Consider the following 24391-nt stretch of genomic DNA (forward strand, 5'->3'; position numbering starts at 1 on the left):
ACCGGCGGGCTGCCACACGGGCTGCCGGCGCGCGGTGCCTACTACCCGCCCACCGTGATCAGCCGGGCTCCGGCGGGCAGCGACGTGCTCACCAAGGAGCTGTTCGGCCCTGTCGTCACCCTCCAGACCTTCACGTCGGAGGATGAGGCCGTGCGGTTGGCGAACGCCACCGAATACGGGCTGGCCGCCTCGGTGTGGACCCGCGATCTCGACGCCGCGCTCCGGCTCGCGCGGGGCATCGAAGCCGGCGTGGTGTCCGTCAACGCGTACAGCGAAGGCGACATCACCACCCCCTTCGGCGGGTGGAAGCAGTCGGGGTTCGGTGGCGCGGAGAGGTCCACCGATGCCTTCGCGCAGTGGACCAGAGAGAAGACCGTCTGGATCCGCACGCGTTGACGGGGTGGCCCGGTGGCGTGGTGGCCTGGCGATGCGTGGGCACTCGCCCTACTGTTCCGTGGCCTCCTCGCGCAGCCGGGCCGGGGTCACCCCGTGCCAGCGGTGCACCGCCCGCCGCAGTGCTCGCACGTCGGAGAAACCCGCCTGCCGGGCGATGTCACGCAGGGTCAGCTCCGGTCGGCGCAGCAGCTGCTCGACCCGCTCGCGGCGCACTCCGTCGACGACCGCCTCGTACGTCGTGCCGCACTCGGCGAGCCGACGGCGCAGTGTGCGCTCGCTGGAGGCATGCCGTCGGGCCTGCTCGACGAAGGACGGCACGTCGGGCAGGCTCTGTGCGATGGAGATCTCCAGCACCTCCAGCAGGTCCTGCTGATCGCGCCGCGACGCCGCCTGCTCCTCCAGGAGCTCCACGACGGCGGTGTAGGTGACCCGGTCGCGGCCCGGCATGGGCCGCCCGGCCCACACCGTGGGGAACACCAAGCGGTTTCCCACGGCGCCGAACCGTACCGGGCAGCGGAACAACTCGGTGAACGGCCCGGTGTCGCGTGGGGCGGGGAAGGCGAACTCTACGCTCTGCGGGGCGAATGCCTCCCCGGAACTCAGCCGGGTGAGGGTGACGACGCTGGCGAACGCCTCCTCGGCCAGGAAGACCGCGACCGCCGGATCGAGGGCGGGATCGGGCAGTTCGGCGCGCAGCACATAGCCCGCTTCCTCCGGCCCGGCGGACCAGACCACCATCGCCCCGGACAGGTTCTGGAAGCGCACGCCCGTCTCGATGGCCTCCCGCAGCGTGTCGGCGGCCATCTGGGCGAACCCCAGAAGTCCCCAGGAGGTCAGGTGCTGCGCGGCACCCACCCGCAGGCCGAGGTGGGCGTCACCGGTGAGCTCCAGCGCACGCCGGATGACGGCACTGCCCTGGCGGTAGGAGACCCGCAGCGCCGCCGAGCGCATCATCGCCTCGTCCAGGCCGACCCGGCTCAGCTCGGGCCGGAGATCGACTCCGTACCCGTCGGTGACCGGGGTGAGGCAACGCAGGATGTTCGGCGGGATGGTCGCCGACGTGCTGCGGCTGGTCCCCGGCGACTGCGCCGGGGCGGGGCTGTCGGGCATGGAGTTCCTTGTTGCCGGGCGTTGCTCGCTGCGCACAGAGTAGAAGGGTTTCTCTCCCGATCTCGCCCGGGCAGGGGGAGTCATGCTCAGGCGTGCCGGCCCAAGGGCCGACCGAACCAGGCCCTGAGGCCGAGCGCGGGGAGCCCGAGCCAGTCTCCCGAACCGGCGCACACACATGACTGCTGGGTGCCGTCCCGTCGGTGGCGGAGGGCAGTCCCCGTGGCTTGGCATGCTTTCGTGGGACTGCCCTCCGCCGGTCGGGCGTCTACTGCGCGACAGGGATCAAAGGGCTACGGCAGTGTGGTCCACTTCTGGTTGGCCTGGCCGTTGCAGGTCCACAGGACCAGCGGGGTCCCGTTCGCGGTGCCGCCCCCGTTGACGTCGAGGCACAGCCCGGCGTGGACGTTGCGGATCGACCCGTCGGCCTGCGTGGTCCACTTCTGGTTGTTCTGGCCGTTGCAGGGCCAGGTGATGACCCGGGTGCCGTTGGTGGTGCCCTGGTTGTAGGCGTCCAGGCACTTGTCTCCGAAAACGCGGATCTCACCGCCGGCCCACGTGGTCCACAGCTGGTTGGCGGCCGTGTGACAGTCCCAGATCAGTACCGTGGCCCCGGCCGCGGTGGAGGCGTTGTCCACATCCAGGCAGCGGCCGGATCCGTTGCCGCGCAGGCGTGCGGTGGTGGAGGCCAGCGGGCTGCCGCCGGTCATCTTGAACACGGCGACACCGTGCGCGGGGACGCTCGCCGAGATCTGTCCGGACGTGCTCGACGTGGCGCCGGTCCACAGGTCGGTGAGGGTGAACGGCCCGCCGGACAGACCGACTTGCGCGGCCGTGGCGGTGACCGTCGCGGTGCTCTCTCCCCGGTTGAACAGGCCGACCGCGACCGAGCCGTCGGACAGGGGCTTGGCGAACACCTCGGTGCTGCCGTCGTCGCGCACCCGGCGCCCGCCCGCGCCCAGCGCATCCTGGTTCACCGCCAGCAGGCGGGGGTTGCGCAGGATGGCGCTGACGTCGGCGGACATGGTGCGGATGTCGTTGCCGGCCATGAGCGGGGCACCCAGCAGCGCCCACAGGGCGAAGTGGGAGCGGGACTCGGTCAGGGACAGACCGGGACGGCCGACGACCAGCATGTCGGGGTCGTTCCAGTGTCCCGGACCCGACTGCGCGGCCAGCGGCGCGGTGATGTCGAGGACGTTGCCGACGCCCATCGGGTAGCTGTTGGTGTTGCCGTTCTGCCAGATGTCGAGCAGGTCCTCGGTCGTCCGCCACAGGTCGGCGACCTGGCCCCAGTTGTACTTGTCGCCTGTGGGGGCGTGGAAGCTGTTGGGGTTGATGCTGTAGACGATCGGGCGGCCGGTGGCGCGCAGGGCGTCGCGCATGATGGTGAACCGCGCGATCTGCTCGTTGAGGGTGCCGCTGCCGGAACACCAGTCGTACTTGAGGTAGTCCACGCCCCAGGAGGCGAACGTGGCGGCGTCCTGGGCCTCGTGTCCCTTGCTGCCGGTGGAGCCGGGGTAGGTGCCCACGCCCTGCGCGCACGTTTTCTCGTTGGGCGCCTGGTAGATGCCGAACTTCAGGCCCTTGCTGTGGATGTAGTCACCGAGCGCCTTCATCCCGCTCGGGAACTTCGTCGGGTTGGCCCGCAGGTTGCCCTGCGCGTCGCGCTGCGGGTCGAACCAGCAGTCGTCGACGACGACGTACTGGTAGCCGGCGTTCTTCATGCCGGAGGACACCATCGCGTCGGCGGCCTGGCGGACCTGCGCCTCGGTGATCCCGCATCCGAAGCTGTTCCAGCTGTTCCAGCCCAGCGGAGGGGTGAGCGCGGGGCTGCCCGGTGCGGCCTCGGCGGTCGTGCCGGCGGAGGCGGTGACGCAGGCGCTGAGCGTCAGTGCGGTGGCCGTGAGGAGACGCAGCAGTCGTCTGTGGATGGGAACCATGGGGGGCCTTTCCGGCCCGCACAGCGGAAGCCGCTGTGCGGGCCTTGGGGAAACGGTCACAAGTTTTTGATCACGGGCGCGTGGGTCAGCGCTGCAGGGTGAGCAGGCCCGGCCGGTACGGCAGTTGGATGTAGGGGGTGTTCGCCGGTGTGTTGGGGGACAGGCCCTGGTAGAGGAACTGCAGGTTGCAGGGGTCGATGGTCATGGTCTGGTCGGGGTTGTTGCGGACCAGGTCACCGTGGCTGATGTCGTTGGTCCAGGTGGCTCCGCTGTTGGCCTTGCCCGCGAAGGGGTTGGACTCGGTGGCGGCCTGCGGGGTCCACGGACCGTTCAGGCTGGTGGCCGTGAACGAGCGGAAGAAGCGCTGCTCATTCGCACCCCGAGCCTCAACGATCATGAGGTACTGGTTCTGGCCCTGGACCTTGTAGACCTCCGGTGCCTCGAACAGGTTCTTCACCGTGTCGCTCATGATCGTCTTGTACGACGAGCCGAAGCTGGCCGGGAAGTTCCCGATCGGCATGGTCGACTGGTAGATCTTGCCGTTGTCACCGGCGAAGAACATGTGCATGGTCGTGTCGTCGGCGATCATGGTCGGGTCGATCGCGCTGCCGTCGGGGAGGCTGCCGGTGAACAGCGGCTGCGGATCGGACCAGCCGTTGGGGTTGGTGGGGTCGCTCGACGTGCGGTAGACGAAGGGCCATTGGGTGCCCCACCCATTGGAGGTCAGCACCCAGATGTTCTTGGGCGCGAAGTAGAACAGTTTGGGAGCCACCGCGGACCGGCTCATCCCGGTCTGGCCGGCCGACGCCATGTCAGACCAGTTCGTGAAGGGACTGAACGCCATCGATTTCCACGACGATCCGTCGGAGTAGGTCGCGTAGACCAGGTGCTTGCCGTTGTACGTCACGGTGGTGAAGTCCTTCAGCGAGGCCCACCCGTTCGCCGGCTGCGCCAGCGGACCCGTCGAGGTCCACCGGTACGTCGACGGAAGAGCACACGTGCCGCCCGGCGGCGTGGACAGGCCGGTCCACTTCTGGTTGCTGCCCCCAGTGCAATTCCACAGCTGCACCGCCGTGCCGTTGGCCGTGGCGCCGCCGCTGACGTCCAGGCACAGCCCGGACTCCACGGCGACGATCGTGCCGTCGGAGTTCACCCGCCACTGCTGGTTCGTACCGCCGTTACAGGCCCAGATCACCGGCCGGGTACCGGCCGTGGTGGCGTGGCCCGGAACATCCAGGCACTTGTTGCCGTACACGGTCAGCTGGTTGTTGTCCGTCAGCGTCCACTGCTGGTTGGTCCCGCCGTGGCAGTCCCAGATCTGCAGGTTCGTGCCGTCGGTCTGGCTGGCGCCCGGCACATCGAGACACCGGCCGGAACCGACACCGCGCACGGCGCCGGTGGTGGCCGCCTGAGCCGGGTTGGCGACGAGCATCGCCGCCGCAGCGACCAAAGCCGCGAGCAGCACAGACAGATGTCTGCGGCTGAAAATAGGTCTGAGCACAGGGACCTCATTCCTTTGGGTGAGCGGTTCCGGTTGGCCCCGTCGGAGGCTGTCCGGACTGATGTGGTGCGACCCGACCCTGCGTTCGGAATGCCGAACGACGGTCGAAGCATCGAGCAAACTGAAGGGCGGAGAGCGACCAAGACCTGGTTCCGAGGCGGACTCAGTTCCTCAGGATGCGCCACCGGTTGTCGGCAGTGCCGTCGTCTGAGTCCTGGACTGCGAACGCGCCGACAGCGGTGGAGTTGTTCGCGATGGCGAGCAACTTGCCACTGTTCGCGTTGCGGATCTTGTAGGTCCCGTCTCCCTGGTCGAGCAGCGTCCATCGGTGGTCGGCGGTGCCGTTGTCCGACCACTGCAGGACGGTCGCGCCGTCCGCCGTGGACATGTCCTGAACGCCGAGCACCTTGCCGCTGTGGGCGTTGCGGAAGCGGACCGCGTTTCCGTCGGTGATCATTTGCCAGTTGTGGTCGGCGGTGCCCGAGTCGTTCCACTGCAGAGCGCGGCCACCGTCGGCCGTGGACATGTTCTGGATGCCCAGCACGAGACCGCTGCCTGCGTTGGCGAGACGGACGGTGCTGGCGCTGGTGTTCCAGTAGACGGTGTAGTTGTGGCCGTGCGCGTCGTGGAACGGGCCCAGGTTGACGGTGGAGCCGTTGGCGGTGGCGGTGAAGGCGAGTGACGTGCTGCTGGTCCGTGTGATCGAGGACGTGTTCAGCGTCGGGAGGGAGCTGAGCGCGGAGTCGCCGTAGTTGCCGGACAGGACCACCGGGCCGTAGGTGATCGCCGCGACGTTGGCGTTGTCGTTGGCCGCTCGCATGATGATCCGCATGGGCAGACGGACGGTGACAGTGTCGCCGGAGGTCCAGGAGCGGGTCAGGGTGGCGTAGCTGCCCGGCGTGGTGGGGATGTCCTGCCGCGTGCCGTTGACGCTGATGGTGGCCCCGGCGGTCCAGCTCGGGATGCGGATGCGCATCGCCCAGGTTCCGCTGACGTTGCCGGTGACCTGCAGGGTCGTGGTGTCGCTGACGGGGTAGGTCGTGGTCTGGGTGACCGTGATTCCGCGCTCCGACCAGTTGAGCACCGAGGGCACGAACATGTTCACGATCAGGGTGTCGTCACTGCGGAAGTAGATGGAGTCCATCAGCCTGGTGTGCATCTCCAGGCCCGTGCCCTGGCAGCACCAGAAGGTGCCGTAGTCGGTGCTCCAGGTGCCGCCGCCCCACGCCGGGCCCACACCGCGTCGGCCTCCTGGGTTGAGCGGGGTGAAATAGGTGACGTGGCCGTGGTCGTCGGCGGGGTTCTGCTGGCCGATCATCTGGTTCAGCCATGCCCGCTCGTAGTAGTCGGACAGCGCGACTCGGTTCGGGTCCAGGGCGAACAGTTCCCGGGTGAGCGTGAGCATGTTGAAGGTGTTGCAACTTTCGCACGTGTCCTTGTTCAGGAAGCCGGCGATGGCGTTGGGAGCGCGGAAATGCTCCGCCTGGCTGTTGCCGCCGATGGCATAGGTGTGCGAGTTGACGGTGATGTTCCAGGCGTTGGTGGCGATGTCCCGGTAGCGGGTGGTGCCGGTGGCCTTGTACTCCCGGGCGGCTCCGATCCACTTGGGTACCTGGGTGTTGGCGTGCAGCCCGTTGAGCTGGTCCTGGTTGGCAGCCAGGGGGTCGAACACCGCAGCGTGGTCGAACCGCCGGGCGACGGTGAGCCATCGCGCGTCGCCTGTCTGCTGGTAGAGATCGGTCAGCACGGCGTTCATGCCGCCGAACTCGGTTTGCAGCATGGTCTGCATCTGCTGGCTGCTCAGCCGGCCGGTGCGCCAGTCGACCCACCCCGCCAGGGCGAGCAGCACGTCACGGGCTTGCGTGCTGCCGATGTGGCGCCATACGTCCAGCAGGCCGGCGAGGGTCTTGTGGATGGTGTAGTACGGAACGTTGCCGTTGGTCAGGGTCCGCTGCTCGAGAGCGGTGAAGTCGGACTCGGGGTAGCCGGAGAGGTACCCGGCGTTGAAACCGGCGGCGCTGTTGTTGGCCTGACATCTGGCCAGCTGCGCCACCATGTGGGTCGCCTTGTCCCGGCAGACGGTGTCCCCGGTCGCGGCGTACAGCTGAGCCCATGCCGTGAGGAAGTGCCCTTGGACGTGGGTACGGAAGGGGAACGTCGGCGCGTCCCAGCCGCCGTTGGCAGCCGCGCCGTTGGTGGACAGCCGGTGATTGGCGCGGAAGTTGTACAGCAGCCGGTCGACATCGACGAACCGCAGGTAGTTCCGCGTACGGTTCTGGTTGTCCAGCCACCGGCTCGCGGTGAGCCGGACCTGGTCGAGTGCGAAGGGGTGAGCGGAGACCCCGATATCGGCCCTTGCGGGAGGGATGGCCGCGCGCGCGGGAGACGCACCGAGTAAGGGTCCGGTGGCAGAAGCGGCGGCGGTGGCCCCGACTGCTTGCAGGAGGCGCCGTCTGCTGACGGAAGAGGCCATCTTGCACCTTTCGTTGAGGCGAGAGGGACAGCTTGGTCGTCGGTGCGTTGGTTCATGTCTTCCGCGGTCGGCTGCAGCACGTCACGGGCTTGTCTGCTGCCGATGTGGCGGCGGGAACATGGGATGGATTAACGGATATGAACGGTGCCTCTGTCTAGTCTTGCGACACGAAATACTTGCTGCTCCCGGATGTGTGTCCGGATGAAGCCCTGACGCCGAGACAGACATTGGATGTGCGAGAGAGGGTGTGGAAAGTGCGAGAGCTGGGCAAGGTCAGCTCGAACTGTTGACGGGGTTCCAGCCACGCCTGTGCCGCTCCAGCTGAACGGGCATCAGGAAGTGGTGCGGTGGCAGCCGAGATCGCCGTCGGCCAACGGCGTATCGGCCGGGGAAGTTGACCGCCTTGACGGGCGTCAAGCGGGCCACGGTAGTAGCGCGCACGTAGTCCGGTTCCCCGGCGGACTGAGCCGACGGGCGGTCCGAGTCAATGCCCGACTCCTGAGGACCGTCCCCGTCCCAGGGCCTGCCGGTCCGTGTTTCCTCTAGAGTCGGCCGTATGACGCAGGCACCGGCCCAGGACCGCGGCGCGCGGTCCCGTGACGCGATACTGGACACCGCCGGTGACCTGATGTCGCGCTACGGCTACGCCGCCACGTCCATCTCGATGATCTCGACCGCATGTGGACTGCCGGTCAGTTCGATCTACTGGCACTTCCGCAGCAAGGACGGGATCTACGTCGCGGTGCTGGAGCGCGCCAGGACCGCGCTGCTGGCGGCCCTGCCCGCGGCCGAGGTGCCGGGCGCCGACGTCGCGCAGCGTCTGGACACCTTTCTCACCGAGGTCGAGGGCGCTTTCCAGCGCCACCCGCGAGGGGTCAGGCTGCTGTTGGGGCTGGGCATGGTGCAGCAGGACGCCAGTGCGGCGGCCGTGGCCGAGGTGCGTCTCTACCGCGACGAACTGGTGGCCTGGGCCCGGGATTCGGTGAGCTCGGTCTTCGCCCTGCGTGACCGCCCCGAGGTGGCGGACGAGCTGGCGCGCTTCACGCTGAGGATGGCGAGCGGGACCGCCGTGGCCCGTTGGTTCGAGCCGGATACCGTCCTGGAGACCGGACCGCTGCGCGTGGCGTTGCTGGCGCTGGCGGCCCACCACGGCGTTCCGGTGGGGGAGGTGCGCCCCTCGGAGTGAGGGGCGCGGGGTGTCCGGAGCGCCGACGTCATCCCACGGCGCCTCGGGGAACCGGGGCGGCGTGCCAGAACGGGCAGTGGTGGTCGGCCGCGAACCCGGTGGTCGGTCCCACCCGGTCCGGTGCCAGCACCTGGATGCCGTCCCCGTTGGCCGTGTAGCGCGGCCAGGGCGGAGTCCCGGGTGCGTTGGGGTCGCCGGTGGCCGCGAAGCGGGCCCAGTAGGCGGTCATCGTGGCCGACAGCCGCCGTTGGGCCGGCGTCAGGGGCGCCAGCGCCTCGGACGGGAAGAGATAGGCCAGTTCGGAGGCGTGGAAGGCACCTTGCGGCGTGTGCGGTGCCGGGACGAACGGCGGTGCCTGGTCGTCGGCGAACTCATAGGCGTAGACGGGCGCCCGGCTGCTGTACAGCCGGCTGTCCTCCCGAGCCGGGCAGGCGAACCGGTGGTCGGTGCCGACGGCGGAGTAGGCCAGGTTGGGGGACGGATACGCCGAGGCAGGATACGTGTCCAGGACCGCTGCCGCCCGGCTGCCGTGCTGGAGCCTGATGAGGGCGGCGTACGAGTCGGGGTTCAGCGGGCCGCCGCCGAGCAGGTCGACGTACAGCGCGGTGAAGTAGCGGTACTCGTCATGGGTGGTGCCGCTCAGCGTCGGGACCGCGTTCACACGTCCCTCGGCCCACGCCGTGCGCGGAGGTCGGGGAAGGACACGGGGGCCGGTGTTCGGGGCCCACAGGGAGACGTTCCCCGTCGCGGTGGTGCGGATGAGCTCGGTGGTGGGCACGGCACGCAGGCAGTCCGCCGCGGTCGTGGGGTCGGTGCAGCCGACCGAGGCCGCGATGTCGCTCCCCTTCCGCTCGGCCGCGTCGAGCGTGAGGGGTGTCAGCCCGCCGCCCCCGGCGCAGGCTCCACTCTGCTGGATCGCCCGGTGGAACAGGCCTTTCGCGGTCGGCGAGGCGATGTGCAGGCAGGTGTCCGCCGATCCGGCGGACTGGCCGCCGAGCGTCACCCGGTCCCGGTCGCCGCCGAAGGCCTCGATGTTGCGCCGCACCCAGTGCAACGCGGCCTGCTGGTCCATCAGGCCGTAGTCGCCGGAGGCGTGGTCCGCGCTTTCGGCCGACAGGGCGGGGTGGGCCAGGAACCCCAATGCTCCGAGGCGGTAGTTGACCGTCACCACGACCACACCCCGGGCGGCCAGCGCGGCGCCGTCGTAGTCGCTGCCCGCGCCGTATGCGTTGGCGCCGCCGTGCAGCCATACCAGTACCGGGAGAGACCTGCCGTTGCTCCTGGCGGGTGTCCGGACGTTGAGGTACAGGCAGTCCTCCACGGTGCTGCCGGTGCGGTTCGACTCGCCGGGCAGGACGGGGCCGCCGTCGGGGAGCAGCGTCAGCGGTACCTGGGGACAGGGGTGGGCCGGTGCGGTGGCGTCCCGTGTGCCGGACCACCGTGCCGCGGGCCGCGGCGGACGCCAGCGCAGATCACCGGTCGGCGGGGCGGCGAACGGGATCCCGTGGAAGACCCGCCCGCCGTCGCGGACGGCCGAGCCCCGGACCCAGCCCCGGTCGGTGCGCACGACCAGCGAGCCGGGACCGGAACCGGCGTGTGCGGCGGGCGGGGGAACGGTCAGTGACAGGAGCAGGGCCGCGAGGGCGGCAGTGGCGCGGGCCAGAGTGCGGGGCGGGCTCGGGGCTCTCATCCATCGCTCCAGGTGCCGTGTGGGGGCGGACGTCATGACGTTCGCTCGTAGGCGCCGATGTCGCAGGCGGCGCCCTGTGGGCGGGCGACGCCGCGCTGATCGGTGGCCGGGCAGTCGTCGGCCGCGTCCAGGGCGGGGCTGCCGGGCAGCAGAGCGACGGTGTCGGTGGGGCCGCCGTTGTCCGCGAGTGGTCCGATCAGCGGGGCGCGGCTGGGCAGATCGCCGGCCGCGGTGAGTCGGCAACTGCCGTCGCCGTCGAGGTTGCGGCCTTGCGACTCGATGGTGGCGAAGGCCCTCTTGCAGTCGGCGGGTGCGCCGTCGACGGTGTTGCCCGCGATGATGGAGTTGCGCAGCGTCATGTGCCCCAGGGGCAGATCGATGATGTCGGGGATCGGTGAGGGCAGGCTGTCGAGGTAGGCGGGGGCGATGTTGATCCCGCCCCCGCCATCGCTGGAACTGTTCCCGGTGATGGTCGAGTTGAGGATCTCCACGGGTCCCGTGCCGCGGATGTCGATGCCTCCGCCGTAACCGGCGAGGCTGCCGGGGCGGTCGCCCGGGTTCGTCACCCGGTTGTCCGCGATCGTCGAGTTGGTCACGGTGCCGGAGTCGTCGAACCTGATTCCTCCGGCCTCTCCCGCGACGTTCCCGCTGACGGTGCTGTCGACCAGGTCGAGGTGGGAGTCGGGGACGTTGAAGATGCCGCCGCCGTACCCGGCGGAGTTCCCGGTCACGGTGACCCGTCGCAGCGTCATGTGATGTCCGTTGGCGATCGCGCCACCACCGGTGTCGGTGATGGGCAGTTCGCGTTGTCTGGTCACTCCGCCGGTGATCGTCAGATCGGACAGCCGGGTGTCCGCCTGCATGCGGAAGGCCCGGTCCAGGTGGTTGGCGTCGATGACGGTGGTCCGTGCGCCGGCGCCCTTGATCGTGGTGGTGGCGGCGACGTTCAGGTCGCCCGTGGTGGGGTCGGGGTGGTCGCCGAGGATCAGCCGTGGGTCGGGCGGGATCGTCAGCCGGTAGTGCCCGGACGGCAGCGTGACCGTACTGCCCGGCCTGGCGTTGGCGGCCATCACCGCGGCACGCAGGCTGCAGGTGCCTGAGGCGGTGAGACACCGGCCGTCCGACGGGTCGGCGTCCACCGCGTCGGAGGTCGTGTCCACGGTGAACTCCGCAGGGCCTGCGGCTGGGGCCGCGGCGGCGGTGGCGGTGAGCGGCGCCGTGATGGCCAGGACGGTGGCGGCGAGTGCCACAGGGGTGACTCGGACTCTCATGCGGTGAACTCCTGACGACGAGGAATCGGGCCTGCGAGGAACCGATTGCTGCGAGAACCTCGCGCTGGCGGGATGTACGGCTCAGGCGGACAACGGGGCGGGGTTGCGCTGGAGCCGGCGAAGCCGACCGACGAGCCGAAGAAGAACCGGATGAGCGGGAGAACACATTCCGCGCCTCTGGAGGGAGCGTTCCATTCAGAGGGCATCGTGTCCACACGCCGGCAGAGAAAAGGCCGAATCGGCGCAACGCACCGATCCGGCGGGCAAGTTGCCGGTCAGGCCGCGCCGCTGGGGCTACTGCAAGTCGGAGAAGACGCGCGCGTACTGCACGTGATGCGCCGGCCGGACGGGATCCGATGCCCGACCGCGTCGCTGCCGTCGCCCGTGGAGCTGATGAACGATGACGAACGATCAGATCGGCGGCGCGCCGGCGCTCATGGACTCCATGACCGGGAGGATCTCGAAGGGACAGCGAGGTCCGGGCAGGTCTGGGCGTCCCGTGGTGAGGAAGCCCAGGTGCAAGAGGCCCGATGGGTGAGCCGGCGTCGAACGGCTGGGGGGAACCGGCGAGGAGGAAACCAGATCTCAGCCTGCGGAGGTGGAGGTTTCCGGGCCGTTGAGGACCTTCTCGATCACGTCGTGGTGGAAGCCCCGCACGTGTGCCTCCACGAGGCTTCCGGCGGCCTCGGCATCTCCGGCCTCGATGGCTTCGTAGATGCTGTGATGCTCAGCCCGCAGCCTGGCCGCGATCGTCTCCCAGTCGTCGATCTTGTGGAACGCCGTGAGCAGGGTGTGCCGCACCGCGTTGCGCACGGCGACCGTCATGTCCGCCATGAGCCGGTTGCCCCCGGCCTCGGCGATCGCGACATGGAAGGCGGTGTCGTAGTCGTTGAAGACCTCGCGTGGCAGGCCCGCTTCGTCCATGCGCGTCAGCGGTTCCCGCACCCGGTCCAGATCGACTTCGGCGATGCGCCCCGCCGCAAGGCGGGCACTCGCACGTTCGAGCGTGGCGCGGGCCTCGATGACATCGGCGAGGGGCAGGTTCGCCAGGGCGATGTGCAGCCGGAGCAGCTGGGTGAGGCCCTCGTCCGGCATGGCGGCGATCACGCTGCCCGACGAGGGTCCGGTACCCACGCGGGAACGCAGGACTCCCTGGGCCTCCAGGACGCGCAGCGCCTCACGCACCGCGGCCCGGCTCACCCCGAGCATCTCCACGAGCTCCCGCTCGGGCGGCAGCCGGTCGCCGACCCGGAGGTTGCCCGCCAGGATCTGCTCCTCGATCCGGGCCAGAACCAGCTCGAAGGTGCGCGAACGGGGCACCGGCTCCCAGCCCGTCGACTCCGCCACGGACAGCCCCTTCTGTATGCGACCCACTGATGATGTGCGGACATCCGATCATAGCTTGGCCGACTCAGGGCTTGGTCCGACCAAGCCGATTTTTTCGCTCCAGCCCGTGGACAAGCCGCCGAGAGACTGCCTAGCGTGGAAAGCCCAATGCATGGTCTGACCAAAGCCACAAAGCAAGGGTCTCTCATGTTCCAGCCTGATCTCTCCCCTCTCGGCGACAGCCTCGCTCTCTCCTCCCTGGTCGCCGCTCTTCCGCTGCTCACCCTCTTCCTGCTGCTCGGCGGCCTGCGGATGAAGGCGCACTGGGCCGGCCTCGCCTCACTCGCCGTCGCGGTCGTCGTCGCCGTGACCGCCTACGGCATGCCCGCGGACCTCGCCCTGCTGTCGGCGGGCGAAGGAGCGGCCTTCGGGCTGTTCCCGATCATGTGGATCGTCCTCACCGCCATCTGGGTCTACCAGCTCACCGTGGCCAGCGGCCGGTTCGAGGACCTGCGCAGGGCGTTCGGGCTGATCAGCGCCGACCCGCGCGTGCAGGCCATCATCATCGCGTTCTGCTTCGGCGGCCTGCTGGAGGCGCTGGCCGGATTCGGCGCGCCGGTGGCGATCACCGGCGTCATGCTCATGGGACTCGGTTTCGCCCCGGTGCGGGCGGCCCTGACGGTGCTGGTCGCGAACACGGCACCCGTCGCGTTCGGAGCCATCGCCATTCCGATCATCACCGCGGGCAACCTGACCAAGATTCCGTACACCGACATCGGCGCCTACGTCGGCCGCCAGACGCCCCTGATCGCCCTCTTCGTGCCGCTGTTGCTGGTCGCCCTGGTCGACGGCCGCCGGGGAGTGCGCCAGACCTGGCCGGTCGCCCTGGTATGCGGTGCGGTGTTCGGCCTCGCGCAGTTCGTCAGCGCCAACTACCTCTCGGTGGAGCTCACCGACATCATCGCCTCCCTCGCCGGCCTCGCCGCCGTCGTCCTCTTCCTTCGGGTGTGGCGGCCCGAGGGCGGAGAACGGGCCCTCGCGGACCTCCGGGAGGCGGCCGGCCCGACGGAGGGGGACAGCGGGGCCCCCGACGCGCCCTCGCCGCGGTCGTACGGCACCCCCGACAAGACGGACCGGCAGGCCGCCACGCGCACCCGCCCGGCACCCGAGGACACCGGGCCGCGCATGACGGGCTCCGCGATCCTGCTGGCCTTCGTGCCCTACCTGGTCGTCATCGCCGTCTTCTCGCTCGCCAAGCTGTGGCCGCCGGCCAAGGAATTCCTCGCCGCATCTGACCGGAAGATCAGCTGGCCGGGGCTCGACGGGCACGTCCTGACCGCCGCCGGGAAGCTCTCGACCACCACCGTGTACACCTTCTCCTGGCTCTCCTCTCCCGGCACACTGCTGCTGATCTCGGGCATCGTGGTCGCCGCCGTCTACGGCGTGTCGCCCGCATCGGCCGTGCGGGAGTTCGTGGGCACCGTGCTCAGGCTGCGCTGGGCCCTGCTGACCGTCGCCGCCGTCCTCGCCCTCGCCTACGTGATGAACCTGTCGGGGCAGACCATCACCATCGGCACCTGGATCGCCGGAGCCGGTGCGGCCTTCGCCTTCCTCTCGCCCGTCCTCGGCTGGCTGGGCACCGCCGTCACCGGATCGGACACCTCCGCCAACGCACTGTTCGCGACCCTGCAGCAGACAGCCGCGAACCGAGCGGGCCTGGATCCGACCCTGCTCGTCGCCGCCAACACCTCGGGCGGTGTCGTGGGAAAGATGATCAGCCCGCAGAACCTCACCATCGCGGCCACAGCCGTCGGCCTGGCCGGTCAGGAGTCCGTGCTCTTCCGGGCGGCCATCAGATGGAGCCTGCTGCTCCTGCTGGCCCTGTGCCTGCTGGTCTTCCTGCAGTCGAACGCACTCGCCTGGATGCTGCCCTGAGGCGCCGACGCGCCCCGTCCGCGCACCGGAGGAATCATGCGGATCGCGCTCTTCGTCACCTGCTTCAACGACACCCTGTTCCCCGCGACGGGCCGAGCGGTGGTGACCCTGCTGGAACGCCTCGGCTGCGCGGTGGACTTCCCGCGGGAACAGACCTGCTGCGGGCAGATGCACTTCAACACCGGCTACCGGCGCGAGTGCGTCCCCCTCGTGCGGCGCTTCAGCGAGGTGTTCACCGGCTACGACGCCGTCGTCACCCCGTCCGGCTCGTGCGCCGCCATGGTGCGTGAACACCACGGACGGGTGGCCCGGATGGCGGACGATGTCCGGCTGTCCGCGGCGGTCCGGGACACCCCGCCCGTGTACGAACTGTCGGAGTTCCTGGTCGACGTCCTGGGCGTCACGGATGTCGGGGCGTACTTCCCGCACCGGGTCACCTACCACCCGACGTGCCACTCGCTGCGCATGCTCGGCGTCGGCGACCGGCCGCTGGCCCTGCTGCGCGCCGTGCGCGGCATCGACCTGGCCGAGCTGCCCGCGGCCGACCAGTGCTGCGGCTTCGGCGGCACCTTCGCGCTGAAGAACGCCGACACCTCGGTGGCCATGTGCGCGGACAAGGTGCGGCACGTGCTGAACACCGGCGCCGAGGTGCTGTGCGCCGGCGACAACTCCTGCCTGATGCACATCGGGGGCGCGCTGTCCCGGCTGCGCGCCGGTGTCCGCACCCTGCACCTCGCCGAGATCCTCGCATCCACCGAGGACACACCGGCCGACGCACGCCACGTGCCCGTCTCCCGCCATCGCACCGAAAGGACCAGGACCCCGTGAAGAACGCGACGTTCCTGGGCATGCCGACGTTCCCGGACGCCGCGGAACGTGCCCTGGCCGACAGCCAGTTGCGCCGCAACCTGGCGCACGCCACCGCCACCATCCGCTCCAGGCGGGCCGCCGCCGTGGCCGAACTCGACGACTGGGAACGGCTGCGGGAGGCGGGCCGCGCGGTCAAGGAGCGCACCCTGCGCCGGCTGGACCGCTACCTGGTGCAGCTGGAGGAGCGGGTGACCGCGGCGGGCGGACAGGTCCACTGGGCGCGTGACGCAGAGGAGGCGAACCGGATCGTGGTGGACCTCGTGCGGGCCACCGGCGAGCGGGAGGTCCTCAAGGTCAAGTCGATGGCCACCCAGGAGATCGGGCTGAACGACGCGCTGGCCGACGCCGGCATCGCCGCGTACGAGACGGACCTGGCCGAGCTGATCGTGCAGCTCGGCCAGGACCGCCCCTCCCACATCCTGGTGCCCGCCATCCACCGCAACCGGGCGGAGATCCGGGAGATCTTCCTGCGGACGATGGACGCCTACGGCGCTCCCGCGCCCGCCGGTCTGGACGACGACCCCCGGCACCTGGCGGAGGCCGCCCGGCGGCACCTGCGGGAGAAGTTCCTGCGCGCCAAGGTGGCCGTCTCGGGCGTCAACTTCCTGGTGGCCGAGACGGGCACGGCGGTCGTGGTCGAGTCGGAGGGCAACGGGCGGATGTGCCTGACGCTGCCCGAGACGCTCATCTCGGTGGCCGGAATCGAGAAGGTCATACCCACCTGGCAGGACCTGGAGGTCTTCCTCCAGTTGCTGCCCCGCTCCTCCACCGGCGAGCGGATGAACCCCTACACCTCCACCTGGACCGGCACCACAGCCGCCGACGGACCCCGCGCCTTCCATCTGATCCTCCTGGACGGTGGTCGGACCGAGGCGCTCGCCGACCCGGTCGGCCGGCAGGCGCTGCACTGCATCCGCTGCTCCGCGTGCCTGAACGTGTGCCCGGTCTACGAGCGGGTGGGCGGACACGCCTACGGCTCGGTCTACCCCGGCCCGATCGGCGCCGTCCTCAGCCCCCAGCTGCGGGGCACGGCCTCGGACGTGGACCGCTCCCTGCCGTACGCCTCCACGCTGTGCGGAGCGTGCTACGAGGCCTGCCCCGTCAAGATCGACATACCGGAGTTGCTGCTCCATCTGCGCGCCCGGGTCGTCGACCAGCAGCGCGAGCGGCTCGTGCCGCGTCCGGAACGTCTGGGGATGACGGCCGCGCGGTGGGTGCTCTCCGCCCCGTGGCGGCTGGCCGCGGCACAGCGCGCGGGGGCGGTGGCCGCGCGGCTGGTCGGGCGCCGCGGGCCCGTCGGCCGGCTGCCCGGCCCGCTGTCCCGGTGGACCGACGCCCGCGACGCCCCGGTACCGGCCACGGAGAGTTTCCGCGCCTGGTGGAAGAGGACACGATCATGACCGTACTCAGTGGCAAGGGACGGACGACCGCACGGACCGAGGTCCTGCGAAGGATCCGGCACGCTCTGCGGGACATCCCCGAGAGCGAGCGTGACGAGGATGCCGTGGTCTCGCGGGACTACTCCCTCGGCGGGCCCCTGTCGCCGGGTTCGCCCGAGGCCGTGGATCTGCTGGCCGCGCGGCTGGCGGACTACGGAGCATCGGTGCGGCTGGTCTCCGGGAGCGACGTGGCCGCCACGATCGCACGGTCCGCCGGCAGCGGCGGCTCCGTGGTGGTGCCCGAGGGCTTCCCGCCCGCATGGCGGTCGGCCCTGCCCCCCGAGCGGGTGCTGACGGACGTGCCCCGCCTGTCCGTCGCGGAACTGGACCGCGTCTCGGCGGTGGTGACGACCGTGGCCCTCGCCATCGCCACCACCGGAACGCTCGTGCTGGACGGAGGGCCGGGCCAGGGCCGCCGCGCGCTGACGCTCGTACCCGACGTCCATGTGTGCGTCGTGCGGGCCGCGCAGGTGGTCGCCTCCGTACCGGAAGCCCTGGCCCGTCTGGAACCGGCACGGCCGCTGACGTTCGTGTCCGGGCCGTCAGCCACCAGCGACATCGAACTGGACCGAGTGGAAGGGGTGCACGGACCGCGCAGGCTGGACGCCTTCATCGTGGTCTGAGCACCGGCCTCGCAGGATCTGGACCTGCGGCAGGGAGTTGAGGAATCATGCTGGCCCTCCATCGAGGAGCGCACCAGCGCGTGGATCCGACGACACGGGACGCCGTGCACCGTCCACGGAACGCAACGGCGTACGCCTGCTGCACACTGCCCACCGAGACGCAGGCGGCCGCGCGCGCCAGGGCGTTCGCCCGGGCCCGGCTGGCCGCCTGGGAACTCGGCGGTGAGGTGGCGGAGGAGGCAGGCCTGGTGGTCTCGGAGTTCGTCACCAACGCCGTCCGCCACAGCGGCTCCCCCCGGGTGACCCTGCGGCTCGCCCGCTGCCCGGCGCACCTGTGGATCGAGGTCTGCGACACCGGTGTGTGGCGAGCACCGGCCGGTCCGCAGGACGACGGCGTCGCCGAGGGCGGCCGGGGCTTCTGGCTGGTGGAGGCGCTCGCCGAACGCTGCGGGATCCACCGCGAATCCGACGGCACGCGCGTCTGGGCGCTGATACGCCATGCGCCGTCCACCAGTCTGTGAGACGCGTCGTGGTTCGCGGCGCTCCACGACCGGGTCCGCGCCCAGCCACCCATGCGAAGGCGGACTGTTCACGGCGCGTGCGAGCATGCCGTACGAGGTGCGGGTGTACGGCGCGACGCCCGGGCTGGTGACCGGCGAGGACGGTCCGGTTATCAGGTCGCCGAGGGCCTCGACGCGCTCGCCCGGGCCGGCATCGTCTCCGTACCCGGCTACCGGTTCCCGACCGCGACGATCCGCCGCGGGGCTTCGCCCACCCCGTGATCGACCCGCTGGAGCCGCTCGCGAACGGCTGACCGGCACCCGACCTGTGATGCGGCCGTGACCCGGAAGTGTGGCCTCCACCACGGTCCGCTTGTGCCGGGCCTTGATGAGGTGGCCCCATGCGCACAGCCGCCCCCCTCTTACCGGCCGTCGCCTCGGCCCTCGCCCTCGTGGGATGCGGCGCCCCAACGCCCCGCCGGCACAGGCTTGGTGACGCTGGCCCTCTACGCCTCCGACCACTTCCGTTACGGCGTCCAGGACCCCTTGCAGGCCGCGCGGTACGGCTATCAGGGGGCGCGGGCCGACTACGAGCGCCGCTACCGGGAGAAGAACTGGACCCTGTCCGAATACCTCGCGCTCACCGGCGAGTTCGTCGGGGAGGATCCGAAGAGCGTGCACGGCCACCGCATCCCGAAGCGCGGCTGCCTCGGCGAGGCGGACCGCGCGATCTACGGGACGAATCCGCAGGACCGGAAGGATCCGGTCCTGGACCTGGAGACCAAGAGCCTTCAGCAGGGGAGGCGGGCTCCCGCCTGGAAGCAGGCGGACCGGACGTGGTCGGCCTGCATGCGCAAAGCGGGCTTCCACTACGCGACCCCCGGGGTCGCCGAGCTCGGCGAGGACCGCCGACGCCAGGAGCTGAAGGAGCGGATGAACGGATCGTCCCACGACCACGACGAGCCCTCCGCCCTCGAGAAACGGACCGCGACCGCCGACGCCCGCTGCAAGCAGCAGACCGGCTACGTCCGCACCGTGCACGCCATCGACGTACGCATCCAGAATCAGCTCATCGCCCGGCACCGGGCGCAGTTGGAGGCACAGCGCCGCTGGAACGAGGACGCGACCCGCACAGCCGGCGAGATCCTGGAAAACCGGGCGTGAACCGGAATCGACGGGCCCTCCGCCCGGCGTGTCCGGGCGGACACGTGCCGGGGGAGGGATGATGGTCATGGTCTCCCGGTCCGCAGAGAGGAAGTTTCATGGACGAGCAGGGCGAGCACTTCGACGTCGTCGTCCTCGGAGCCGGCCCCGGCGGCTACGTCGCCGCAGTCCGCGCCGCTCAGCTGGGCAAACGCGTGGCTGTCGTCGAGGAGAAGTACTGGGGCGGTGTCTGCCTGAACGTGGGGTGCATCCCCAGCAAGGCCCTGCTGCGCAACGCGGAGCTGGCGCACATCTTCACGCGTGAGGCGAAGACCTTCGGCATCAAGGTGGACGGTCAGGTCACCTTCGACTACGGAGAGGCGTTCCGCCGCAGCCGCAAGGTGGCGGACGGCCGGGTCAAGGGCGTCCACTACCTGATGAAGAAGAACGACATCACGGAGTTCAACGGACGCGGCACCTTCCTCGACCCGCACACCCTGCAGGTGGCCGGCTATGACGGCGACACCCGCACCATCGGCTTCGAGCACTGCATCATCGCCACCGGAGCCACGCCGAAGCTGCTGCCGGGCACCAAGCGCAGCGCGCGCGTGGTGACGTACGAGGAGCAGATCCTCGCCGAGGACCTCCCGCAGTCGATCGTCATCGCCGGTGCCGGGGCGATCGGCGTGGAGTTCGCCTACGTGCTGCACAACTACGGCGTCAAGGTGACGATCGTAGAGTTCCTGGACCGCGTCACGCCCCTGGAAGACGCCGAGGTCTCCGCCGAGCTCGCCAAGCAGTACCGCAGGCTCGGCATCGACGTGCTCACCTCCACCCGCGTCGACGCCATCGACGAGTCCGGCCCCCGGGTCCGGGTCACCGTCACCGCCCAGGACGGCTCCCAGCAGGTGCTGGAGGCCGACAAGGTCCTCCAGGCGCTCGGCTTCCAGCCGAACGTCACCGGCTACGGCCTGGAGAACACCGGCGTGAAGGTCACCGAACGCGGAGCGATCGAGGTCGACGGCCGGTGCCGTACCTCCGTTCCCCACCTCTACGCGATCGGCGACGTGACGGCCAAGCTGATGCTCGCGCACGCCGCGGAGGCGATGGGCATCATCGCCGCCGAGACCCTCGCGGACGCGGAGACCATGGAGCTCGACTACGTGATGATCCCGCGCGCCACCTACTGCCAGCCCCAGATCGCCAGTTTCGGCTACACCGAGGCCCAGGCCCGGGATCTCGGCCACGACGTCAAGGTGGCGAAGTTCCCCTTCACCGCCAACGGCAAGTCGCACGGCCTGGGCGACACCACCGGCTTCGTGAAACTGATCAGCGATGCGACCCACGGTGAGCTCATCGGCGGCCACCTGATCGGCCCCGACGTCACGGAGCTGCTGCCCGAGCTGACGCTGGCCCAGCAGTGGGACCTGACCGTCCACGAGGTCGCCCGCAACGTACACGCACATCCCACCCTGGGTGAGGCGGTCAAGGAGGCCGTGCACGGCTTGGCCGGCCACATGATCAACATGTGACACGGGAGCAGGCAGGCCACCACGACTCTGGTCAAGGAGAGCACGATGGGAATGTACGAGGACGTCTTCCGCGCCGGCCTCGAAGATCCGGAGAGCTTCTGGCTGCGGGCGGCGGAAGGCATCGACTGGGAGGTGGCGCCGTCCCGTGCCCTGGACTCCTCGGGCGCACCCTTCTACCGCTGGTTCCCGGACGGCCGGCTCAACGTCTGCTTCAACGCGGTGGACCGGCATGTGGAGGCAGGCCGAGGCGAACAACCGGCCCTCGTCTACGACTCCCCGGTGACCGGCACTCGTCGCACCTACACCTACAGGCGGCTGAGGGACGAGGTGGCGACCTTCGCCGGGGCACTCGCCGGGCTCGGTGTGGCACACGGCGACCGGGTGGTCATCTACATGCCCATGGTCCCCGAGGCCGCCATCGCGATGCTGGCCTGCGCACGCATCGGCGCCGTCCACTCCGTCGTCTTCGGCGGGTTCGCCCCACCCGAACTCGCGGTCCGTATCGACGACGCCACCCCCAAGGTGGTCGTGTCCGCCTCCTGCGGCATCGAGGGCAAGCGTGTCATCCCGTACAAGCCGCTGCTGGACCGCGCGATCGAACTCGCCGGGCACAAGCCCGAGAAGCGGGTGATCCTGCAACGACCGCAGGAGAAGGCCGACTTGGGGCCGGACGACCTCGACTGGGCCGGCCTGGTCGCCGACGCGCCGCCCGCCGCCTGTCTCCCGGTGGCGGCTACCGACCCGCTGTACATCCTCTACACGTCGGGAACGACCGGGAAACCCAAGGGAGTCGTCCGCGACTGCGGCGGCTGTGCCGTGGCTCTGCACTGGTCGATGGGTGCCGTGTACGACATCGGCCCGGGCGAGACGATGTTCACCGGGTCCGATGTCGGCTGGGTCGTCGGACACTCGTACATCGTCTACGGGCCGCTGCTGGCCGGTGCCACGAGCGTGCTGTACGAGGGCAAGCCGGTCGGCACCCCGGATGCCGGCCAGTTCTGGCGGGTCGCCGCCGATCACGGCGTCAAGACCATGTTCACGGCGCCCACCGCCTTCCGCGCCATCAGGAAGGAGGACCCTGAGGGGGCCCTCGCCGCCGACTACGACCTCTCCCGGCTGCGCTACCTCTTCCTCGCCGGTGAGCGCCTCGATCCCGAGACCTACCAGTGGGCGAGCGCCCTCCTGGGCATCCCGGTGATCGACCACTGGTGGCAGACGGAGACCGGCTGGCCGATCGTCGCCAACCCGGTCGGCATCGAGGCCGCCCCCGTCAAACCCGGCTCGCCCACCCGTCCACTGCCGGGCTGGGACGTCCGCGTCCTCGATCCTTCCGGACAGCCCGTGCCGCCCGGCGTCGACGGCGCGATCGTCGTGAAGCTTCCCCTGCCGCCCGGTTCGCTGCCCACCCTGTGGAACGACGACGCCCGCTTCGTCGCCTCGTATCTCTCCGCCTACGACGGCTACTACCTCACCGGCGACAGCGGGCACATCGACGAGGACGGCTACGTGTACGTCATGGGCCGCACCGACGACGTCATCAACGTCGCCGGACACCGGCTGTCCACCGGCAGCATGGAAGAAGCCCTGGCCGCTCACCCCGACGTCGCCGAGTGTGCCGTGATCGGTGTCCAGGACGCCCTCAAAGGACAGGTCCCGCGCGGCTTCGTCGTCCTGAAGGCGGGCACCGCCCGCGACCCCGGGGAGGTGGAGGCCGAACTGGTCCAGCTCGTACGCGAGCGCATCGGCGCCGTCGCCTCCCTCAAGGACGTCGCCGTCGTGGCCGCCCTGCCCAAGACCCGCTCGGGCAAGATCCTGCGCAAGACGATGCGCGGTATCGCCGACGGGCTGGACGAACCCATCCCGTCCACGGTGGACGACCCGAGCGTCATCGAGGCCCTGCGCCCGCTTCTCCACCGCGAGCAGACCGTTTGAGTGCGGGCTCGGCCGTGCCTGCTGGGAAGCAGGACGGTCAGCATCGCGGAACCGCGGCAGTACCCTGCGGCTGTCGCCGCGCGGGGCGCGGCAGATCCGCGCACGACCGATGAGATCGGCGCCGCGGTCCGGTCGTACCGAACGACGACCCGAGCGCGAAGGGAACTGCGACCATGAAACTGGCGACCGTCACGAACGTCTCCGTCGACGGAGTGACGCAGGGGCATCGGCGGATTCATGCGGGGAGCAGGTGCGAAGCCGGCGCGCCGGACGAGGACGGCAGCGGCGGCTTCCAGCGCTTCGGATGGGCCCCGCCCCTGCTCGACGACGCGGCCTCGACGTTCATCAGCCAGGCTTTCCAGCGCGCCGACGCGTTTCTGTTCGGTCGGCGGACCTATGAGATCTTCGCCGACTCCTGGGGAGCAGGCATGGATCCGGGAAATCCCGTCGGAGAGGCGTTGAACACCCGGCCCAAGTACGTCGCCTCGACCCGCTCACCGACCCGCGATGGGCGAACACGACCGTCCTGTCCGGTGACGTCGCGGGCGCCATCGGCCGGCTGAGGGCGGAGCCGGGCGGTGAGCTGCAAGTGTGGGGCAGCGGCACCCTGATCCGCTGGCTGCTCGACCGCCGGCTGGTCGACGAGATCGTACTGCTCACCTATCCCGTGGTCGTCGGTCAGGGCACGCGGCTCTTCCCCGCCACCGGCCCGGACATCGGACTTGAGCTGGTCGACTTGCAGTCCACCCCGAAGGGGCTCACGATCCAGACCTACCGCACCACCGGTCGGCCGCAGTACGAGACGGCCGCGACCTGAAGCGTGTCGCGCATATTCTGCCCATGGTATTCGGCCCCCGGGGAGGATCGCGTTGATCATTTGGGTGAACGGTGCGTTCGGCAGCGGTAAGAGCACGCTGGTGGACGAGTTGCGTCCGCGCTGGCCGGAGGCGCTGGTCCATGACCCGGAGATGGTCGGCTATCTGCTGCGGCAGATCGTGGAGGTGCCGACCGGCGACTTCCAGGATCTTCGGTTGTGGCGGCGCCAGGTGGCCGACCTGGCGGTGGGGCTGGTCGAGGAGTACCACCGTCCGGTCCTGGTCCCGATGACCTTGGTCAACCCCGGCTATGTCGATGAGATCTTCAGCGCGCTGAAGGACGCGGGCATCGGCGTTCACCACTTCTTCCTCAAGGTCTCCCGAGAGGTCCTGGAGAAGCGGATCGACGGCCGGAGCTTCACCCCGGACCACCCCGAGCAGGACGAACGGGTGCGGCGCTGGTGCAAGGACAGGATCGAGTCGTGCATTGCCGCGGCCGACGCCCTGCCCAGCGAAACGGTGTTCCTGGACGGCGAGTTGACTCCGCAGGAGCTGGCCGACCAGGTGATGGCCCGGGTCCGATCCAGTGGGACCTCCGGGGCGTGATCGTGGTGGTGGTCTGTAGTCGGAGAGCCGGGGATCGACGCAGGTCTTGAACGAGGCCGCAGGGCGGGTTCCCGCTCGCCGAACCCACCACGTGGGGCTTGGCGGG

Annotated in this window: 20 protein-coding genes and 1 pseudogene; 14 read left to right on the plus strand and 7 right to left on the minus strand. The window is 70.0% G+C overall.

Going from position 1 to position 24391, the window contains the following annotated elements; genetic code table 11:
• A partial coding sequence (locus tag NW895_RS40825; RefSeq protein WP_289942294.1) for an aldehyde dehydrogenase family protein occupies positions 1-396 on the plus strand: 396 nt, incomplete at its 5' end.
• A gap of 48 nt (positions 397-444) precedes the next feature.
• Here the strand turns inward: NW895_RS40825 and NW895_RS40830 are convergent.
• The 4 genes from NW895_RS40830 to NW895_RS40845 form a co-directional block, all read right to left on the minus strand.
• Positions 445-1506: an AraC family transcriptional regulator gene (locus NW895_RS40830; protein ID WP_289942295.1), complete on the minus strand. Its 1062-nt coding sequence runs from the start codon at positions 1504-1506 to the stop codon at positions 445-447.
• 290 nt (positions 1507-1796) lie between these two features.
• Complete coding sequence (locus NW895_RS40835; protein ID WP_289942297.1) at positions 1797-3443, minus strand: lectin; 1647 nt, start codon at positions 3441-3443, stop codon at positions 1797-1799.
• An 85-nt stretch (positions 3444-3528) separates the two neighbouring features.
• The gene (locus NW895_RS40840; protein WP_354670165.1) at positions 3529-4875 is read right to left on the minus strand and encodes a non-reducing end alpha-L-arabinofuranosidase family hydrolase; all 1347 of its coding nucleotides are present in this window, start codon (positions 4873-4875) and stop codon (positions 3529-3531) included.
• A gap of 232 nt (positions 4876-5107) precedes the next feature.
• Positions 5108-7417, minus strand: a complete 2310-nt coding sequence (locus NW895_RS40845) for a beta-L-arabinofuranosidase domain-containing protein (RefSeq protein ID WP_289942299.1) — start codon at positions 7415-7417, stop codon at positions 5108-5110.
• 556 nt (positions 7418-7973) lie between these two features.
• Here NW895_RS40845 and NW895_RS40850 point away from each other — a divergent pair.
• A complete protein-coding gene (locus tag NW895_RS40850) occupies positions 7974-8603 on the plus strand; it encodes a TetR/AcrR family transcriptional regulator (RefSeq protein WP_289942300.1) in 630 nt (209 codons plus the stop codon).
• Positions 8604-8631: 28 nt separating this feature from the next.
• On the opposite strand, the gene NW895_RS40855 is transcribed toward NW895_RS40850, so the two are convergent.
• The 3 genes from NW895_RS40855 to NW895_RS40865 form a co-directional block, all read right to left on the minus strand.
• Positions 8632-10293, minus strand: a complete 1662-nt coding sequence (locus NW895_RS40855; RefSeq protein WP_289942301.1) for a carboxylesterase family protein — start codon at positions 10291-10293, stop codon at positions 8632-8634.
• A gap of 32 nt (positions 10294-10325) precedes the next feature.
• On the minus strand, positions 10326-11564 hold the full coding sequence (locus NW895_RS40860) for a right-handed parallel beta-helix repeat-containing protein (RefSeq protein ID WP_289942302.1): 1239 nt from the start codon (positions 11562-11564) through the stop codon (positions 10326-10328).
• A gap of 585 nt (positions 11565-12149) precedes the next feature.
• Positions 12150-12911 carry a FadR/GntR family transcriptional regulator gene (locus NW895_RS40865; RefSeq protein ID WP_289942303.1) on the minus strand — a complete coding sequence of 254 codons (762 nt, stop codon included), beginning with the start codon at positions 12909-12911 and terminating at the stop codon, positions 12150-12152.
• A 186-nt stretch (positions 12912-13097) separates the two neighbouring features.
• On the opposite strand from NW895_RS40865, the gene NW895_RS40870 reads away from it, so the two are divergent.
• From NW895_RS40870 to NW895_RS40925, 12 genes and pseudogenes are all read left to right on the plus strand, one after another.
• Positions 13098-14825 carry an L-lactate permease gene (locus NW895_RS40870; RefSeq protein WP_289942304.1) on the plus strand — a complete coding sequence of 576 codons (1728 nt, stop codon included), beginning with the start codon at positions 13098-13100 and terminating at the stop codon, positions 14823-14825.
• Between the two features lie 36 nt (positions 14826-14861).
• On the plus strand, positions 14862-15653 hold the full coding sequence (locus tag NW895_RS40875; protein WP_289942305.1) for a (Fe-S)-binding protein: 792 nt from the start codon (positions 14862-14864) through the stop codon (positions 15651-15653).
• Between the two features lie 20 nt (positions 15654-15673).
• Entirely contained in the window at positions 15674-17095 is a 1422-nt protein-coding gene (locus NW895_RS40880) for a LutB/LldF family L-lactate oxidation iron-sulfur protein (RefSeq protein ID WP_289942322.1), read from the plus strand.
• A complete protein-coding gene (locus tag NW895_RS40885; RefSeq protein ID WP_289942306.1) occupies positions 17092-17757 on the plus strand; it encodes an LUD domain-containing protein in 666 nt (221 codons plus the stop codon). Before NW895_RS40880 ends, NW895_RS40885 begins: the two co-directional genes overlap by 4 nt.
• A gap of 80 nt (positions 17758-17837) precedes the next feature.
• Positions 17838-18278, plus strand: a complete 441-nt coding sequence (locus tag NW895_RS40890; protein WP_289942309.1) for an ATP-binding protein — start codon at positions 17838-17840, stop codon at positions 18276-18278.
• 64 nt (positions 18279-18342) lie between these two features.
• A pseudogene (locus NW895_RS40895) lies at positions 18343-18520 on the plus strand (AraC family transcriptional regulator); the annotation flags it as partial.
• A 229-nt stretch (positions 18521-18749) separates the two neighbouring features.
• Positions 18750-19421, plus strand: coding sequence for a hypothetical protein (locus NW895_RS40900; protein WP_289942312.1), 672 nt, complete (start codon positions 18750-18752; stop codon positions 19419-19421).
• A gap of 98 nt (positions 19422-19519) precedes the next feature.
• Positions 19520-20932, plus strand: coding sequence for a dihydrolipoyl dehydrogenase (gene lpdA / locus NW895_RS40905; RefSeq protein ID WP_289942313.1), 1413 nt, complete (start codon positions 19520-19522; stop codon positions 20930-20932).
• Positions 20933-20977: 45 nt separating this feature from the next.
• On the plus strand, positions 20978-22864 hold the full coding sequence (locus NW895_RS40910) for a propionyl-CoA synthetase (RefSeq protein ID WP_289942316.1): 1887 nt from the start codon (positions 20978-20980) through the stop codon (positions 22862-22864).
• Positions 22865-23037: 173 nt separating this feature from the next.
• Entirely contained in the window at positions 23038-23427 is a 390-nt protein-coding gene (locus tag NW895_RS40915) for a hypothetical protein (RefSeq protein WP_289942318.1), read from the plus strand.
• A 26-nt stretch (positions 23428-23453) separates the two neighbouring features.
• Positions 23454-23681, plus strand: a complete 228-nt coding sequence (locus tag NW895_RS40920) for a dihydrofolate reductase family protein (RefSeq protein ID WP_289942319.1) — start codon at positions 23454-23456, stop codon at positions 23679-23681.
• 52 nt (positions 23682-23733) lie between these two features.
• Complete coding sequence (locus NW895_RS40925) at positions 23734-24285, plus strand: AAA family ATPase (RefSeq protein WP_289942321.1); 552 nt, start codon at positions 23734-23736, stop codon at positions 24283-24285.
• Positions 24286-24391 lie beyond the last annotated feature (106 nt).

The sequence above is a fragment of the Streptomyces sp. S.PNR 29 genome (assembly GCF_030386795.1).
Classification (GTDB): Bacteria; Actinomycetota; Actinomycetes; order Streptomycetales; family Streptomycetaceae; genus Streptomyces.